Annotated in this window: 14 protein-coding genes; 6 read left to right on the plus strand and 8 right to left on the minus strand. The window is 72.4% G+C overall.

Features of this window, described 5'->3' with window-relative positions; all coding sequences use genetic code 11:
* Positions 1 to 7: 7 nt before the first annotated feature.
* The 3 genes from RPQ07_RS18090 to RPQ07_RS18100 form a co-directional block, all read right to left on the minus strand.
* Positions 8 to 202 carry a hypothetical protein gene (locus RPQ07_RS18090; RefSeq protein ID WP_413777750.1) on the minus strand — a complete coding sequence of 65 codons (195 nt, stop codon included), beginning with the start codon at positions 200 to 202 and terminating at the stop codon, positions 8 to 10.
* A gap of 254 nt (positions 203 to 456) precedes the next feature.
* Positions 457 to 996, minus strand: a complete 540-nt coding sequence (locus RPQ07_RS18095; protein ID WP_313945192.1) for a PadR family transcriptional regulator — start codon at positions 994 to 996, stop codon at positions 457 to 459.
* A gap of 125 nt (positions 997 to 1121) precedes the next feature.
* Positions 1122 to 3158 (minus strand): NADPH-dependent 2,4-dienoyl-CoA reductase, encoded by a 2037-nt coding sequence (locus RPQ07_RS18100; protein WP_313945193.1) that lies wholly within the window; start codon positions 3156 to 3158, stop codon positions 1122 to 1124.
* Positions 3159 to 3335: 177 nt separating this feature from the next.
* Here RPQ07_RS18100 and RPQ07_RS18105 point away from each other — a divergent pair, with 177 nt between their 5' ends.
* The 5 genes from RPQ07_RS18105 (at position 3336) to RPQ07_RS18125 (ending at position 10637) form a co-directional block, all read left to right on the plus strand.
* On the plus strand, positions 3336 to 4556 hold the full coding sequence (locus tag RPQ07_RS18105) for a hypothetical protein (protein WP_313945194.1): 1221 nt from the start codon (positions 3336 to 3338) through the stop codon (positions 4554 to 4556).
* Between the two features lie 45 nt (positions 4557 to 4601).
* Positions 4602 to 5384: a hypothetical protein gene (locus tag RPQ07_RS18110; RefSeq protein WP_313945195.1), complete on the plus strand. Its 783-nt coding sequence runs from the start codon at positions 4602 to 4604 to the stop codon at positions 5382 to 5384.
* 94 nt (positions 5385 to 5478) lie between these two features.
* A complete protein-coding gene (locus RPQ07_RS18115) occupies positions 5479 to 6609 on the plus strand; it encodes an LLM class flavin-dependent oxidoreductase (protein ID WP_313945196.1) in 1131 nt (376 codons plus the stop codon).
* Positions 6606 to 7226 carry an FMN reductase gene (locus RPQ07_RS18120; protein WP_313945197.1) on the plus strand — a complete coding sequence of 207 codons (621 nt, stop codon included), beginning with the start codon at positions 6606 to 6608 and terminating at the stop codon, positions 7224 to 7226. The genes RPQ07_RS18115 and RPQ07_RS18120 overlap by 4 nt, the downstream gene beginning before the upstream one ends.
* Before the next feature lie 180 nt (positions 7227 to 7406).
* Positions 7407 to 10637, plus strand: a complete 3231-nt coding sequence (locus tag RPQ07_RS18125; protein WP_313945198.1) for an ATP-binding protein — start codon at positions 7407 to 7409, stop codon at positions 10635 to 10637.
* A 114-nt stretch (positions 10638 to 10751) separates the two neighbouring features.
* Here the strand turns inward: RPQ07_RS18125 and RPQ07_RS18130 are convergent, their stop codons facing one another.
* The 5 genes from RPQ07_RS18130 to RPQ07_RS18150 form a co-directional block, all read right to left on the minus strand.
* A complete protein-coding gene (locus tag RPQ07_RS18130; protein ID WP_313945200.1) occupies positions 10752 to 11828 on the minus strand; it encodes a MerR family transcriptional regulator in 1077 nt (358 codons plus the stop codon).
* 151 nt (positions 11829 to 11979) lie between these two features.
* On the minus strand, positions 11980 to 12846 hold the full coding sequence (locus RPQ07_RS18135) for an ABC transporter permease (RefSeq protein ID WP_313945201.1): 867 nt from the start codon (positions 12844 to 12846) through the stop codon (positions 11980 to 11982).
* Positions 12843 to 13814 (minus strand): ATP-binding cassette domain-containing protein, encoded by a 972-nt coding sequence (locus RPQ07_RS18140; RefSeq protein WP_313945202.1) that lies wholly within the window; start codon positions 13812 to 13814, stop codon positions 12843 to 12845. The genes RPQ07_RS18135 and RPQ07_RS18140 overlap by 4 nt, the downstream gene beginning before the upstream one ends.
* A 106-nt stretch (positions 13815 to 13920) precedes the next feature.
* A complete protein-coding gene (locus RPQ07_RS18145) occupies positions 13921 to 14466 on the minus strand; it encodes an NAD(P)H-dependent oxidoreductase (RefSeq protein WP_313945203.1) in 546 nt (181 codons plus the stop codon).
* A 114-nt stretch (positions 14467 to 14580) separates the two neighbouring features.
* On the minus strand, positions 14581 to 14958 hold the full coding sequence (locus RPQ07_RS18150) for a hypothetical protein (protein ID WP_313945204.1): 378 nt from the start codon (positions 14956 to 14958) through the stop codon (positions 14581 to 14583).
* Positions 14959 to 15094: 136 nt separating this feature from the next.
* Between RPQ07_RS18150 and RPQ07_RS18155 the strand changes: the two genes are divergently transcribed.
* A complete protein-coding gene (locus RPQ07_RS18155) occupies positions 15095 to 15946 on the plus strand; it encodes a hypothetical protein (RefSeq protein ID WP_313945206.1) in 852 nt (283 codons plus the stop codon).
* Positions 15947 to 15957 lie beyond the last annotated feature (11 nt).

Below are 15957 nucleotides of genomic sequence, written 5' to 3' on the forward strand. Positions count from 1 at the left end.
CGGCCGCTCACAGGAGCGTGACGAACATCCCGAGGGTCGCGATCGCGACCGCACAGCCGTACAGCGCGAGCGTCACGGCACGCGCCTCGCCGGAGGGATCGCCACGGCCGGCGCGTGCCAGGCCGAGGGCCGAGGTGACCAGCAGGGCGAGTGCGCCGGCCGAGCAGGCGGCGACCATGGCGACGATCAGGGCATCCATCACCCGGCGACCGTCTCACGGCCCGTCAGCTCCCGCATCCCGGACTGCTCCGTTCTCGGCAGGCCACCCCCGTAGCCCTGCCGGGAACGGAGCCCGGTCCGGTCCGCCTGATCGCGATTCTCATCGGACAGGCCCCGCCGGCGCGAGCTTTTCGATGGGAGTCGAAAGGTCGCACGCCCGTGCTACGGGGTGCGAAGGCCTTCGGCGCCCTTCGACGAGCACGGGCGGCCCCGCGTAGCGGCCGGGACCCGCCGGGTTCAGGGCGTGGCGGGGAGCGCCGCCAGGGTCTCGGTGAGCCACTTCGTCCAGAACGACTCCAGCTCGATGCCCCCGCGCAGCACCATGTGGCGCAGCGCGTCCTGTTCGGTGACGGTCCGCTCCGGCGCGAAGTCGCGCTCCTCGATCTCGCGGTACTGCTCCAGCTGCCGCTGGTGCAGGGCGAGATGGCGCTCCAGCTCCTCCCGCAGCCCGGCGCCGCCCACCACGCCCGCGGCCCGCAGCCGCAGCAGCAGCGGGTCGCGGACCGGCCTCGGGTCCTCCGGCCGCGCCACCCAGGAGGCCAGCTCGGCGCGGCCCGCGGGCAGCACCTCGTACTCCTTCTTCTGACCCCGCGTCGGCTGCGCGGACGGCAGCGCCCGGATCTGGCCCGCCTGCTCCAGCTTGCCCAGCTCGCGGTAGATCTGCTGATGGGTGGCCGACCAGAAGTAGCCGATCGACTTGTCGAAGCGGCGGGTCAGCTCCAGGCCCGACGAGGGCTTTTCGAGCAGGGCCGTGAGGATGGCGTGCGGGAGCGACATGGCCCGATCCTAGGGAGTGTCCGGAAAGCGCCGTCGGCCGCCCGAGGACCACAGCGGAACAGGCGGAACAGGCAGGACGCAGCGGGCACCGCCCGGGGAGCTGTCCGTGCGCCCGCGGCGGGCCGTCACAGCGCGGCCGCGAGGCGGGTGCCCTGGTCGATGGCGCGCTTCGCGTCCAGCTCGGCGGCCACATCGGCGCCGCCGATGAGATGGACCGAGCGGCCGGCCGCGGCCAGTTCGTCGAACAGTCCGCGCTGCGGCTCCTGGCCCGCGCACAGCACCACGGTGTCGACCGGCAGGACGGTGGCCGTGCCGTCGACCGTGAGGTGCAGCCCCTCGTCGTCGATGCGCTCGTACGTCGCGCCGGGGGTCATCGTCACCCCGCGGTGCTTGAGCTCCGTGCGGTGGATCCAGCCCGTCGTCTTGCCGAGGCCGGCGCCGACCTTGCCGGTCTTGCGCTGGAGCAGATGCACGGCCCGGGCGGGTGCGGTGCGCTTCGCCTCGGTGAGGCCGCCGCGCCCCTGGTACTCGGTGTCGACGCCCCACTGGCGGAAGTACGTCCCCGCGTCCAGGCTCGCGCCCTCGCCGTCGTCGGTGAGGAACTCCGCCACGTCGAAGCCGATGCCGCCGGCGCCGATGACCGCGACGCGCTCGCCGACGGGTGCGCCGTCGCGCAGGACGTCGAGGTAGCTGACGACGCTCGGGTGGTCGACGCCCGGGATCTCGGGGGTCCTCGGCGTCACTCCGGTGGCGACGACGATCTCGTCGTACTCGTCCGCCGCGAAGGTGTCGGCACTGACGCGGGCACCCAGGCGGACCTCCACACCGTGTGTCTCCAGCTGGTTGCGGAAGTAGCGCAGCGTCTCGTCGAACTCCTCCTTGCCCGGGATCCGCTTGGCGATGTTCAGCTGTCCGCCGATCTCGTCGGCGCCGTCGAAGAGCGTGACGGTGTGCCCGCGTTCGGCGGCCGAGACCGCGCACGCGAGACCGGCGGGCCCGGCGCCCACGACGGCGACGCGCTTGCGCAGCCGGGTGGGGAAGAGCACCAGCTCGGTCTCGTGGCAGGCACGCGGATTGACCAGGCAGGAGGTGAGCTTCCCGCTGAACGTGTGGTCCAGGCAGGCCTGGTTGCAGCCGATGCAGGTGTTGATCGACTCCGCGCGGCCGGCCTGCGCCTTGGCCACGAACTCGGGATCGGCGAGGAAGGGCCGCGCCAGCGACACCATGTCCGCGCGGCCCTCGGCGAGCAGCCGCTCGGCGACCTCGGGGGTGTTGATGCGGTTGCTGGTGATGAGCGGCACGGACACGGACCCCATCAGCCGGCTCGTGACCCAGCTGTAGGCGCCGCGCGGCACGGAGGTCGCGATGGTGGGGATACGGGCCTCATGCCAGCCGATGCCGGTGTTGATGATGGTCACGCCGGCCGCCTCGATCTCCTGGGCGAGCGTGACGACCTCCTCCAGCGTGGAGCCGCCGGGAACCAGGTCGAGCATGGAGAGCCGGTAGATCAGGATGAAGTCGGGTCCGACCCGCTCGCGGGTACGCCGGACGATCTCCAGCGGCAGCCGGATGCGGTTCTCGTACGAGCCGCCCCAGCGGTCGGTGCGGTGGTTGGTGGCGCTCGCGATGAACTCGTTGATGAAGTAGCCCTCGGAGCCCATGATCTCGACGCCGTCGTAGCCGGCGGACCGCGCGAGCGCGGCGGTGCGCACGAAGTCCTCGATCGTCTCCTCGATCTCCTCGTCGGTGAGGGCGTGCGGCACGAACGGGCTGATGGGGGCCTGGAGCGCGCTGGGGGCGACGAGGTCGGCGTGGTAGGCGTACCGGCCGAAGTGCAGGATCTGGAGCGCGATCCGGCCGCCCTCGGCGTGCACCGCGTCGGTGACGGTGCGGTGCTGGGCCGCCTCGGCCTCGGTGGTGAGCTTGGCGCCGCCCTCGTACGGCCGGCCGCGGTCGTTGGGCGCGATGCCGCCGGTGACGATGAGCCCCACGCCACCGCGGGCGCGGGCCGCGTAGAAGGCGGCCATGCGCTCGAACCCGTTCTCCGCCTCTTCGAGGCCGACATGCATCGAGCCCATCAGCACGCGATTGGGAAGCGTGGTGAACCCGAGGTCGAGCGGGCTCAGGAGATGGGGGTACGGGCCGGTGCTCGGCTGGCTCATCGGGGCCTCCACGGGACGGGTCGTGGCTTTCAGTTCTAGCCTCCGGACCCTTGTTTTGCAACAAGGTGCAAAACCTTGTGGGCACCGTCACGGAGAAGCCGGTCCGACAACCGGATGATTCACCTATCCGTGTGAAAGTGGTCCCCTCTGCCCTGCCTTCACCCATAACGTGCCGATGTGGCGGGATGGGAGCAGTTGAGTGCACTGGGGATCGTTGCGATTCTCGGCTCGCAGGGGATCGGGGCAGTAGCGGCAGGAGTGACGGACGAGCCGGCTCCGGCCGCGTCCGTCTCCCGGGCCGAGGCCGAGCCGGCCACGGGGGATTCCGACCCGGCCGAGCCGCGGCCCGGTCCGGCCCCGCCGGATCAGGAGCCGAGGCCGGAGGCGAGCTCGGCGTCCCGGGCGGGCGCGGAACCCGAAACCGGCCCTGAGCCCGGCCTGGTTCGCGAGGCCGACGGTGAGGCCGACAGCGACGACGAGGGCGGTGCGCCGCCGGGCCGTGAGAGCGAGCACAAGGGGCCGGCCCGGGAGGACGCGGGCGCGGTCCCGGCCGAGCGGGATCCGGCCCCGGCGTCTCGGGCGCACGACCCCGTCCCGGACGCAGGTGCGGACTCAGGTGCGGGCGCAGGCGCAGGCGCAGGCACAGGTGCGGGCGCGGCTGGTGGCGCACCGACGAGCGCGGTTGCGGGCGCGGCCGGCTCCGGTCACGACCGGCCGAGCCCCGCTCCGGCGGCGACACCCATCGGCCCGGTCCTGCCGGACCCCGGCACCGTCGTCCCCTCCTTCGGCGCCCTCTTCGCCGGCACCGTGAGCGTGGCGCCCCTGCCCCCGCACGGCACATGGGCCCTCCATCTGCCTGGTCTCGTCTGCGCGTCGGTGCAGGTGTCCGTCGGGGGCCGGCCCGGAGCCGGCGACCTCCTGGTGGATGTGTCGGTCGACGTGGACGTGTCCGTGGACCTCTTCACGCACTGCCCGCCACCGCCGCCCGAGCCGTGTCCGCCCGAACCGCCGCCCACCGAGCCGCCGCCGAGCGAGCCCCCGAGCCCGCCGCCGCCCAGCAGCCCGCCGCCGGTGCCGGAACCGCCCGCGCCGACGACCCCCGCGCCGACGCAGCCGCGCCCGACGCAGCCGCCTCCGGCGCCCGAACCCTCACCCGTACCGCCGGCTCCGCGGCCGCCCGCGCCGGTCGTTCCCGAGACCGAGCCGGCCGTCGTACCGCCGCCTCCCGCGGCCGGTCCGCCCGCCGCTCCGCCGCAGGCCGTGACCGTACGCAACCACCGGCCGTTGCCCGGTAGGCCGGAGCGCGAGGGGATGCCCCTCGTCGTCCTGGTGCTCGTCACCACGACACCGGCCGTGCTCGCCGCGGCCCTGCTGCGGCCGGGGCGCGGCCGCGCCTGAGCGACACCCCACCGACCGCACCACCACATCTTTCGGAGTGAGCCCATGTCGGAATGGCTGGTCCTGGCCATCGCGATGGCCGCCGCCTGCGCCGTCGTCCTCATCGCCACCCTTCTCCTCCAGCGCCGGCGGCACGACGCCGAGGAAACGGGCGTGGAGCCCGCCGAGACCCCCGACGTCCTCGAGTACATGACGATGATGGTCGGCGTCGTGTACGCCATCGTGCTGGGCCTCGCCATCGCCGGTGTGTGGGAGGCACGCAGCGCCGCGCAGGACGACGTACGCCGTGAGGCGCAGGCCCTGTACGAGGTCACCCAGCGCGCCGAGGTCTACCCGCCCGACGTTCAGCGCAAGCTCCACTCGGACATCGACCGGTACGTCGCGCACGTCGTCCACCAGGAGTGGCCGAGGATGATCGACGGCCAGGAGCAGACCGGGCGGGGCGGCGAGCTGCTCGACGTGGTGCGCTCGGACATCGCCAGGCGCGTGCCCGTGGGAGAGCTGGAGGCCCAGGCGTACCAGCCGATGCTCGACCAGGTGGCGGTCGCCGACGACGCGCGCAACGCCCGGGAGTCGAACGCCGGCGCGACCCTGCCGGGCGTGGTGTGGTTCGGCCTGATCACCGGCGCCCTGGTGACCGTCGGACTGATCTTCACCATGCAGATCGGCCGCTCCTACCGCGAGCTGCTGCTCGCCGGTCTGTTCAGCGCGCTGATCGCGTTCCTGCTCTTCCTGGTGTGGGACTTCGACGCACCGTTCGGGCGCTCGGGCTCGGAGTCCGCCGATGCCTTCCGCCAGCTGTTCCCCCGCGCCGCGGGTCTGGGCTGAGGCACCCGCCGACGACCCGGAATAGGGAGGACGGGGTCCCCGTTGTAGGGTTTGGTTCAACATTCAACCAACCGGACCCGAGAGGTGGGCTCACATGCAGTTCGGCATCTTCACCGTCGGCGATGTCACGACCGACCCGACCAACGGCCGTACGCCGAGCGAGCACGAGCGGATCAAGGCGACGGTCGCCATCGCCCGCAAGGCGGAGGAGGTCGGCCTCGACGTCTTCGCCACCGGCGAGCACCACAACCCGCCCTTCGTCCCGTCCTCCCCGACGACCCTCCTCGGGCACATCGCGGCCCGCACCGAGAACCTGATCCTGTCCACCTCGACCACGCTGATCACCACCAACGACCCGGTGAAGATCGCCGAGGACTACGCGTACCTCCAGCACCTCGCGGACGGCCGGGTCGACCTGATGATGGGCCGCGGCAACACCGGGCCGGTGTACCCCTGGTTCGGCAAGGACATCCGCCAGGGCATACCGCTCGCCGTGGAGAACTACGCGCTCCTCCACAGGCTGTGGAGGGAGGACGTGGTCGACTGGGAAGGGAAGTTCCGCACTCCGCTCCAGTCGTTCACGGCCACCCCGCGCCCGCTGGACGGCGTCCCGCCGTTCGTCTGGCACGGCTCCATCCGCTCCCCCGAGATCGCGGAACAGGCCGCGTACTACGGCGACGGCTTCTTCCACAACAACATCTTCTGGCCGATGTCCCACACGAAGAAGATGGTCGGCCTCTACCGGCAGCGCTACGCCCACTACGGCCACGGCACGGCCGAGCAGGCCATCGTCGGGCTCGGCGGCCAGGTGTTCATGCGGAAGAACTCGCAGGACGCGGTCAGGGAGTTCCGGCCCTACTTCGACAACGCGCCGGTCTACGGACACGGGCCCTCGCTGGAGGACTTCACCGAGCAGACCCCGCTGACCGTCGGATCGCCGCAGCAGGTCATCGAGCGCACGCTCGGCTTCCGGGACGCGGTCGGTGACTATCAGCGCCAGCTGTTCCTGATGGACCACGCGGGTCTGCCGCTGAAGACGGTCCTCGAACAGCTCGACATCCTCGGCGAGGAGGTCGTCCCGGTGCTGCGCAAGGAGTTCGCCGCGCTGCGGCCGGCCGGTGTGCCGGAGAGCGCCCCGCTGCACCCGGCCGTCGCCGCTGCCCGGAGCGAGGACGCGACGACGGAGAACAACAACACGAACGAGACCGCGAAGGAGGCGGCATGAGCGAGCAGGCGCTGAAACTGGTGGCCGTCTCCGCCGGTCTGAGCGTGCCCTCGTCGACCCGGCTCCTCGCCGACCGGCTCACCGAGGCCGTACGCGGCTCCCTCGGCGAGCGGGACGGTGACCGGGAGGTGGAGGTGCGCGTGGTCGAGCTGCGCGAGCTGGCCGTTCCGATCGCCAACCACCTGGTGACGGGCTTCCCTTCGCCCGCGCTCGGCGAGGCGCTCGACGCGGTGACGGAGGCGGACGGCCTGATCGTCGTCTCCCCCGTCTTCGCCGCCTCCTACAGCGGACTCTTCAAGTCGTTCTTCGACCTCGTCGAGGTCGGAGCGCTGGCCGGCACGCCGGTACTGATCGGGGCGACCGGCGGTACGTCACGCCACTCGCTGGTGCCGGAGCACGCGATGCGTCCGCTCTTCGCCCATCTGCGGGCGCTGGTCGTGCCGACCGCCGTCTACGCGGCCTCGGAGGACTGGGGGGGCACGGGCGACGCGCTCACGGACACGCTGCCCGAGCGGATCGGGCGCGCGGGGCGGGACCTGGCGGAGTTCATGGCGACGGCGTCGGGAAGGACGGCCGGGAAGAAGACGGAACCGGTGCTGTCGCTGCCGTTCGCCTGAGGCCTGGCCTGACCTGAGCGGGGCCTGGACCGGGGCCGGGGCCTGCACCGGGACCGAGAGGCCCCGGGACCGAGGAGGCGCCGGGGCTGCCGCCGGGCCTTAACCGGGCGGCCGCCGGCCGGGACGACCCGCGCGCCTTCTCGCGTGCGGGTTGTCAGTGCCGCCTCCTATGGTTTCGGCATGACCCCTGCTCTCATCGGGCGCGACCACCCCGCAGGCGTCCTCCGGACGGAGATCGGCCGGGCGACGGACAGCCATGGGGGCCTGGTGCTGGTCACCGGCGAGGCCGGTATCGGCAAGACGTCGCTGGTCACCGACGCCGCCGACGAGGCGCGCCGGCGCGGTGCCCTGGTGCTGGGCGGCTCCTGCTGGGACTCCGACAGCGCCCCTGGGTACTGGCCGTGGGTCCAGGTCGTGCGCGGTCTGCGCCGGGGTGTCGACGAGGCGGAGTGGGCCGAGGCCGGTAAGGCGGCGGGCGGGCGGCTCGCCGTCCTGCTCGGCGAGGAGCCCGGCGAGGGCGACGGCGGCGAGAGCTTCCAGCTGTACGACGCGGTGACGACCGCCCTGGTCACCGTCTCGCAGAAACGGCCGCTGGTGGTCGTGCTCGACGATCTGCACTGGGCCGATCCGGCCTCGCTGAGACTGCTCGAATTCGCCGCCCAGCACGCCTGGTTCGAGCGGCTGCTGCTGGTCGGCACCTATCGCGACGTCGAGGTGGAGGCGCCCGACCACCCGCTGCGGCAGCTCATCGCCCCGCTGGCGGCCCGCGCCGCCGCGACCGTGACCCTGACCGGCCTCCAGCGCGACGAGGTGGGCGCGCTCATCGCGCTGACCGCCGGTGTGGAGCCGGAGCCGGACCTCGTCGAGGAGGTCCACCGCCGTACCGGCGGCAACCCCTTCTTCGTCGAGCAGACCGCGCGGATCTGGCACAGCGGCAGCCCGGTCACCACCGTCGCGCCGGGGGTGCGCGAGGCGGTGCGGCGGCGGCTGGCGCTGCTGCCCGAGCCGGTGAGCACGCTGCTGGACACCGCGGCCGTGCTGGGCCGGGAGTTCCACCGCCAGGTGCTCGCGGCGGCCGCCTCATCCCCCGTCCCGCACGTGGACCGGCTGCTGGACCGGGCGGTGACGGCCCGGCTGGTGACCGTGCGCAGCGGCGGCCGGTTCGCCTTCGCCCACGACCTTGTCCGCGAGACGCTGTACGAGGCGCTCGACGAGCAGCGGACCCGGGAGCGGCACGCCGGCGTCGTACGGGCCCTGGACCGCACCCCCGGCCTCAGCGAGAAGGTCTTCCCGGCGGATCTGGCACGGCACGCCTATCTGGCCGGCGAGGAGCTGGAGCGGGACCGGCGGGTCGATCTGCTGCTCGCCGCGGCGCGGGACGCCTCCAGCAGGCTGTCCGGCGAAGAGGCCGTCGGGCACTACCGGCGGGCCCTGGAGGCCGCCGGCGACGACCGGCGCAGGGCCGCCCTGGTCGCCCTCGACCTCGGCGGCGAACTGCGGCACTACGGCGACGAGGCCGAGGGCCGGCGCTTCCTCGACCTCGCCGTCGATCTGGCCCGCGCGGTGGACGACCCCGAGGTGCTCGCCCGCGTGGCCATCACCCTCCATCAGCACGGGGGCGTGCTGGGCCAGGAGGCGTCGGGCGCCGAGCTGCTGCGCGAGGCGTACCGCGCGCTGGCCGGCGGCAGCGGCGAGGAACTGGCCGGCCTGACGCCGGAGCGGATCGCCCAGGACCTGGCCGTGCGGACCACGGCGCTGGCGCGGCGCGGTGAGGACGACGAGGCCCTCGCGTTCTCCCTGTGGGCGCGGCACGACTCGATCTGGGGGCTCGGCACCTCCGAGGAACGCCTCGTGCTCACCGCGGAGATGGGCGAGGTCGCCCGCCGCACGGGCAACCGCGACATGGAGATGCACGCGGCCGCGATGCGCTGGGTGACGCTCCTGGAGCTCGGCGACCCGCGCTACCTCGACCAGTTGCGCGTCTTCACCACCCTGGCCGAGCGGGCGGGGCTGCGCAGGTTCGAGCTGGGCATGGCCATCGACCAGTCCCTCATCGCCGCGCTGGGCGGGCGGTTCACCGAGGCGGCCGATCTGCTCTCGGCCGCGATCGGGCTGCAGCACGAGCATCCGCCGTTCGCCTTCATGGCCGCCCATATGCACTGGGCGCTGTTCCTGCTCCAGGGCCGGTTCGACGAGGCGGAGGCCGTGGTCGGGACGCTCACCGACCAAGGGCATCCGCATCCGCCGCTGCTGGCGGGGCTCACCGCGATCGAGCAGGGCCGTACGGCGGTGGCGCTGCGGTTCGTGGACGAGATCGCGGCCCGGCCCGAGGCGGTGCCCCGGATCTTCGCACCGCTGTGGATGCGGCTGCGCGCGCACGCGGCCGCGGCGTCCGGTGACCCGGCACGGATCGACGAGGCCAGGGCCGCGCTCGCGCCGTATGCGGGCCAGTGGGTCGTCTCGCTGTACGGCTGCGACATCAGCGGGCCCGTGGACCTCTGGCTGGGGATGCTCGACGCGGCGCGCGGACGACGGGAGGAGGCGGTGGCCGCGCTGACCGCCGCGTACACCTCGGCGGACCGGCTGCGGGCGAGACCCTGGTCGGTGCGGGCGCGGGCGGCGCTGCTGGATCTGCTGGGCCCGGGCGGCGACACGGCGGAGCTCGCCGTGTCGACCCGGCGCGAGGCCGAGGAGCTGGGGCTGACGTACTTGCTGGACGGGGTCCCGCCGCGCGCGGTCGCGGACGCCCCGCCCACCGAGGACGCAGACGAACTGACCGCGTACGGCCGGGCGGCCGACGCCTACGCCGGAGTGGGCGCCGTCTCCCCCGAACTCGCGGCCCAGGCCCTCCAGCCCCACGCCGCCCGGCAGCGCTTCCGCCGCGACGGCGCCGTGTGGGCCCTCGACTTCGCGGGCCGCGGTGTCCATGTCCCCGACGCCAAGGGGCTACGCGATCTGCACACCCTGCTGACGCATGCGGGCGACGACCTGTCAGCGGTGGTCCTGCTCGACCCCGAGGGCGGTGAAGCGGTGATCGCCGCCCGCCGCTTCGGCGGGGACCCGGTTCTCGACGAGGAGGCCAAGATCCGCTACCGGCGGCGGCTGGAGCGCCTCGACGAGGAGATCGACCGGGCGGCGGAGCTGGGCGACGACCGCAGGGCAGAGGAGTTCGGCCGCGAACGGGCCGCGCTGCTCGACGAGTTGCGCACGGCGGCCGGCCTGGGCGGCCGGACCCGCCGGCTCGACGACGAGGCGGAACGCGCCCGCAAGACGGTCACGGCCCGCATCCGCGACACCCTCCGCAAACTGGACGCCCTCCACCCCGAACTGGCCGCGCACCTGCGGGAGTCGGTCACGACGGGCTCGTACTGCTCCTACCGCCCGGGGCGCCCCGTCGACTGGCTGCTCTGAGCCGGCAGGACCCGACGCGGGCAGCGCGGGCGAGGCAGTGCCCGCTCACCTCACCCTCCAGGCGCCGGGCTCGCATCCGATGCGGTGTGAGGCGCGGCGCGCGACCCATCGGCGTCACAGCGGCACCACATCGGCGACGACACAGGCGATGTTGTCGGGGCCTCCCGCACGTCGGGCGCGGGCGATCAGTTCGCCGACGGCGTCGTCCGGGGCGTCGACGGTGGCGAGTGTGTGCCGTACGTCCTCGTCGGCGACCACTGTGAACAGGCCGTCCGAGCACAGCAGATACCGGTCGCCGGGCCGCGCCTCGTGCAGCCGCAGATCCGCCCGGCCGGACTCCTCGCCGCCGTCGAGCGCCCTCAGCAGCATCGCCCGCCCGGGATGAGTCACCGCCTCCTCGGGAGTGAGACTGCCGTTGTCGATCATCGACTGCACCACCGTGTGGTCGTGGGTGATCCGGAAGAACGCACCGTCCCGCAGCAGACAGGCCCGGGTGTCGCCGATGTGCACGAGCGCGAGCCGCGAGCCCGTCCACACCATCGCGGTGAGCGTCGTGCCGGAGCCGTCGAAGCCGCTCACGGCGGAGTTGGCCCGGTCGACGGCGTCCTCCAGGGCATTGAGCAGATCGCCGATACGCGCCGAACCGGCGGCCCCGGCGTCGTCCAGGTCCTTGAGGGCGTCGATCGCCGCCGCTCCGGCAGGTGCGCCCTGACCGCCGAACCCGTCGGCGACGGCGAGCAGATGAGGACCCGCGTAGGCGGTGTCCTGGTCGGTCTCACGGACGAGGCCGCGGTCCGTGCGGGCGGCGTAGCGGATCCCCAAGGGGGCGGTGAGCTGAGACATGGTGGTGTCCTTCCCTGACAGCTGGTCGGCGAGGAAGGCCGCCAGATCGCGGCGGGCGGCGGTCTCCGCCTCGACCCCGGCCCAGAAGGCCCGGATGCCGCGGGCCGCCGCGGCCGGATCGGACGCGTACAGGTCGCAGACCTCGCGGACACGCGCCGGCGGCATCCCGATCCGCCGCAGCCATGCCACCAGCCGGGCCCGCTCCACCTGCGCCTCGTCGTAGTACCGGTAGCCGGTGAACGTGTCGACGTGGGCCGGCGGCAGCAGCTCCAGTTCGTCGTAGCGGCGCAGCGCCTTCGCGGACAGCCTGGATGCGCGGGCGAACGCGCCGATCGTCAGCAGACCCATGCGTACCTCCTCGCGCCGGGCACCGCGCCCGGCCCCGCCGAAGCTGGTGCTTCCCCCCGGGTGAAGGTCAACGGCGGCCCTCGGCAACCGCACACACAGCACTGCGGGCGCCCCCGCTGGTCCGGGGACGCCCGCAGCACAGGACAGCTGGCTACTTGCGGTTGTAGAGCCGCATCGTGACAGAGCCGAAGACCACCACGAACAGTGCCGCCCAGCCCAGCGACCAGGCGATGTCCGCCGCCGGCCAGTTGCCCGCCATCAGCTCCCGTACCGCGGTGGCCACATGGGTCACCGGGCTGTTGTTGACGAATGCCTGGAGCCAGCCCGGCATCGTCTTCGGGTCGACGAAGACATTGCTCAGGAACGTCAGCGGGAAGATCACCATCATGCTGACGCCCATCACCGACTTCTCGGTCCGCAGCAGCAGTCCGAACATCGTCCAGATCCAGGAGAACGCGAACGAGAAGACCATCAGCAGGACGACGCCCATGAGGATGCCCATCACCCCGCCGTCGGCGCGGTAGCCGATGATCATGCCGACGGTCAGCATGACCACGGAGGCGAGGAAGTAGCGGACGACGTCACCGAGCAGATAGCCCACCATCGGGGCCGGCCGCCAGATCGGCAGCGTGCGGAACCGGTCGAAGACACCCTTGGTGATGTCGGTGTTGACCGCGACGCCCGTGTACATCGTGATCATCACGACGCTCATCGTCAGGATGCCCGGCAGCAGGAACTGGATGTACTGCGAGGCCGAGCCGGCCAGCGCCCCTCCGAAGAGGTACGTGTACATCAGCACCATCATGATCGGGAACGCCGTCACATCGAACAGCTGCTCCGGCACGTGCTTGATCTTCAGCATCGCCCGCCAGCCGAACGTCAGCGACGCGGAGATGGCGCTCGGCCTCGGTGGGCGCTCCTTGCCCACCAGCAGCGCTGCCAGATCCTCGGCCTTCGGTGCTTCGAGTGCCAGGTCCTCGGCGTCCTTGACGGACTTCGTCGTCGTCGCGGTGCTCATGCCGCCGCCCCCTTCTTGTCGGTCAGGGCGAGGAAGACCTCGTCCAGGCTGGGCTGTCCCAGCGCGAAGTTGTCCACAGTGATCCCGGTGCGGGCCAGCTCGGCCAGCGCCCGCGCGGCCTGCTCCGCGGCGCCCTGCTGGGTGCCGTGTCCGTTCACCCGGGCGGTCAGCGCGAGCGGATCGGCGTCCAGCAGGACCTCCGCCCCCAGCGCCGCCGCCAGCACCCGCTCGGCCTCCGGCCGCTGCTCCGCGTCCCGCAGCCGCAGATGGACCGCGCCCGAGCCGACCGATGCCTTGAGCTCGCCCTTCGTGCCCTCCGCGATCACCCTGCCGTGGTCGATCACGGCGATACGGGAGGCCAGATGGTCCGCCTCGTCCAGGTACTGCGTGGTCAGCAGCACCGTCGTGCCCTGGGCGACCACCGCGCGCACGATGTCCCACACCTGGTTCCGGCTGCGCGGGTCGAGACCGGTGGTCGGCTCGTCGAGGAAGAGCAGGTCCGGGGTGTTCAGGATGGAGGCGGCGATGTCGATACGGCGCCGCATACCGCCCGAGTAGTTCTTCACCTGCTTGTCGGACGCCTCGGACAGACCGAAGGCGTCGAGCAGCTGACCGGCGCGCTCCTTCGCGGCCGGCTTGGCGTGACCGAGCAGCCGTGCCAGCAGCACGAGATTCTCGGTACCGGTGAGGTCCTCGTCGACCGAGGCGTACTGCCCGGTGAGACTGACCCTGCTGCGCACGGCGTCCGCGTCCTTCTGCACGTCCTTGCCGAAGACACGGGCCTCGCCGCCGTCCGGCCGCAGCAGGGTGGCCAGCATTTTCACCGTCGTCGTCTTGCCGGCGCCGTTCGGCCCGAGTACGCCGTAGACGGTGCCGGCCGGCACGGAGAGATCGACCCCGTCCACCGCCCGGTTCTCACCGAAGACCTTCACCAGGCCCGCGGTCTCGATTGCCAGTTCTGTGCTCATCGTCGTTCCTTCGCATGGTCGGCGGTGGGTCGGGTGAGGTCGTCGGAGGTCCAGGATGGTGACCGGATCGGCCACCGGAAGTCATCGGTCCCGGCGCGAGCACTCGCTAGGAGACGTAGGGCCGGGCGGCACGGGCCTCGCGCAGCGCGAGCCCCCACCACCCGAGCTGGTCCAACATCAGAGCGGCCGCCCGGTCCCGGTCCTCGCCGGTGTCGTCGAGCAGGTTGATGCTCACGCCGTTGCGCAGGGTCACGGTGTGCAGCTCGGTGAAGACCGAGCGCAACTGCTCCACGGCGTACAGACCACGGGAGCCGTGGCCGTAGCTGACGAACGCGACCGGCTTGGTCCGCCACTCGTCGTAGGCGTAGTCGATGGCCTGCTTGAGGGAGGCGGGGAAGGACCGGTTGTACTCGGGGGTGACGACCACGAAGGCGTCGGCGCGGCCGATCTCCGAGACGAAGTCCCGCATCCGCGCGGTCGCACGGTCCGGGTAGCGGGCGGGGAAGTCGAAGTCGATCAGATCGACGACACAGAGCTCCACGTCGGCCCGCTCGGCGGCACGCTCGGTGAACCAGCGTCCGACCTTCTCGCCGACGCGGCCCTCACGGGTGCTGCCGATGATGACCGCGACGCGCAGCGGTGTCTCCTGCACGGTGCGCCTCCCTCCTGCGGTTGCTCCTCACCCAGCAGGCGCGAGACGACGGCGCGCGGCCGCGAGATGAGATCTGGCGGCCGCGCGAAGAGAGAGAAGTCGCAGGTCGGTGACCTAGTCCTCCCTCATGTAGAACACATAGAACGCGACGGCGAACATCACGGCGGCGAACATGAGCCCCATCCCCGCCGACCGCAGGATGCTGGTCCCCGTCAGGCTGTGCAGAAAGCCGATGGACATGCCGCACACCACCGCGTACGCGGCCGCGCGGACCTCACGCGGCAGGGCGTTCTGGATGCGGCCGAGACCGTAGGCGACCGCCGTGAAGACCAGCCCGGCGACCACCCCGTAGAGAACGTCCCACCAGCTGACGGCCTCACCGGTGCGACGGAGGAACCCCGCGTAGAAACCGAAGAGCGTGCCCAGCCCCACGGGCATGGCCCAGCTGAGAGATCCGTGGTGCCGTACGGGCATCGTTGCGTGAACAGCCATGACGGAGAGCTCCTTCCCTCGTCCTCACTTCAGAGCACACCCGCGCCGCCCCGCAGGCAAGTCGGAGCGGCCGGCCATCAGCCCGGTCGGCGGCCCACGGCTCGCGCGCCCGGCGGGGCCCGCGTTCCCTGGAGGAGTGCGGAGCGTTCTGACGGCGGTGCTCATCGTGCTCGTGGCTCTTCTGACGCCGCTGAGCGCGCTGGCCGTGTGGGCGGACCGCGAGATCGGTGACACCGACAGTTACGTCACGGCGATGGAGCCGCTCGCTGCCGACCCCGCCGTGCAGAACGCGGTGGCGGACCGGATCACCGCCGAGGTCATGAAGAAGATCGACGCGGGGCCGTTCCAGCAGGGTGTCGAGAATCTGGTGCACGAGGCGGTGATCTCCTTCGCCGGGACCGACGCGTACCGGATCGCCTGGAACACCGTGAACCGCGCGGCCCACACCGCGGTCGAACAGGCGCTGACGAGCGACGACGTGGACACCGCGAGCATCGACCTGGCGCCGGTGATCGAGCAGGTGAAGCGGCAGCTGAGCGACGAGGGGGTACCGTTCGCCGACCAGGTCCCGGTGGGGAACACCCGGATCACGATCCTGGAGGCGGACAAGCTCGGGGCGGCGCGCGAGATCTTCGCGGACCTCCAGTTCTGGGGCGTACGGCTCCCGGTGGTCACGCTGCTCCTCGCGGCGGCCGCGGTCGTCCTCGCCCGGCGCCGCCTGAACGCCCTCGCGCTCCTGGGCGCGGCCCTGGCGATCGGCGGCGCCCTCCTGCGCCTGGCCCTGACCATCGGCCGCGGCCTGGCCCTCGACGATCTCCCCCCGGACGTGGACCGCCCGGCGGCGGAGGCGGTGTTCGAAGCGTTGACGGCGACGCTGCGGGTCACGTCGTGGTGGCTGCTGGGAGCGGGCGCGGTTCTGGCCCTGACCTGCTGCGCCTGGTCCTGGCACGCGCGCTCGGGCAGTCATACGGAGCCTGCGCCCCACTAGCCGCGCCGGGG

The sequence above is a fragment of the Streptomyces sp. AM8-1-1 genome, from assembly GCF_032229325.1.
Lineage (GTDB): Bacteria > Actinomycetota > Actinomycetes > Streptomycetales > Streptomycetaceae > Streptomyces > Streptomyces achmelvichensis.

What these genes read in the sequence shown, in the direction of transcription:
- RPQ07_RS18095 (WP_313945192.1), bottom strand. Translation starts at nt 996, where the DNA reads ATGTCGCTCCCGCACGCCATCCTCACGGCCCTGCTCGAAAAGCCCTCG.
- RPQ07_RS18100 (WP_313945193.1), bottom strand. Translation starts at nt 3,158, where the DNA reads ATGAGCCAGCCGAGCACCGGCCCGTACCCCCATCTCCTGAGCCCGCTC.
- RPQ07_RS18110 (WP_313945195.1), top strand. Translation starts at nt 4,602, where the DNA reads ATGTCGGAATGGCTGGTCCTGGCCATCGCGATGGCCGCCGCCTGCGCC.
- RPQ07_RS18115 (WP_313945196.1), top strand. Translation starts at nt 5,479, where the DNA reads ATGCAGTTCGGCATCTTCACCGTCGGCGATGTCACGACCGACCCGACC.
- RPQ07_RS18120 (WP_313945197.1), top strand. Translation starts at nt 6,606, where the DNA reads ATGAGCGAGCAGGCGCTGAAACTGGTGGCCGTCTCCGCCGGTCTGAGC.
- RPQ07_RS18125 (WP_313945198.1), top strand. Translation starts at nt 7,407, where the DNA reads ATGACCCCTGCTCTCATCGGGCGCGACCACCCCGCAGGCGTCCTCCGG.
- RPQ07_RS18130 (WP_313945200.1), bottom strand. Translation starts at nt 11,828, where the DNA reads ATGGGTCTGCTGACGATCGGCGCGTTCGCCCGCGCATCCAGGCTGTCC.
- RPQ07_RS18135 (WP_313945201.1), bottom strand. Translation starts at nt 12,846, where the DNA reads ATGAGCACCGCGACGACGACGAAGTCCGTCAAGGACGCCGAGGACCTG.
- RPQ07_RS18140 (WP_313945202.1), bottom strand. Translation starts at nt 13,814, where the DNA reads ATGAGCACAGAACTGGCAATCGAGACCGCGGGCCTGGTGAAGGTCTTC.
- RPQ07_RS18150 (WP_313945204.1), bottom strand. Translation starts at nt 14,958, where the DNA reads ATGGCTGTTCACGCAACGATGCCCGTACGGCACCACGGATCTCTCAGC.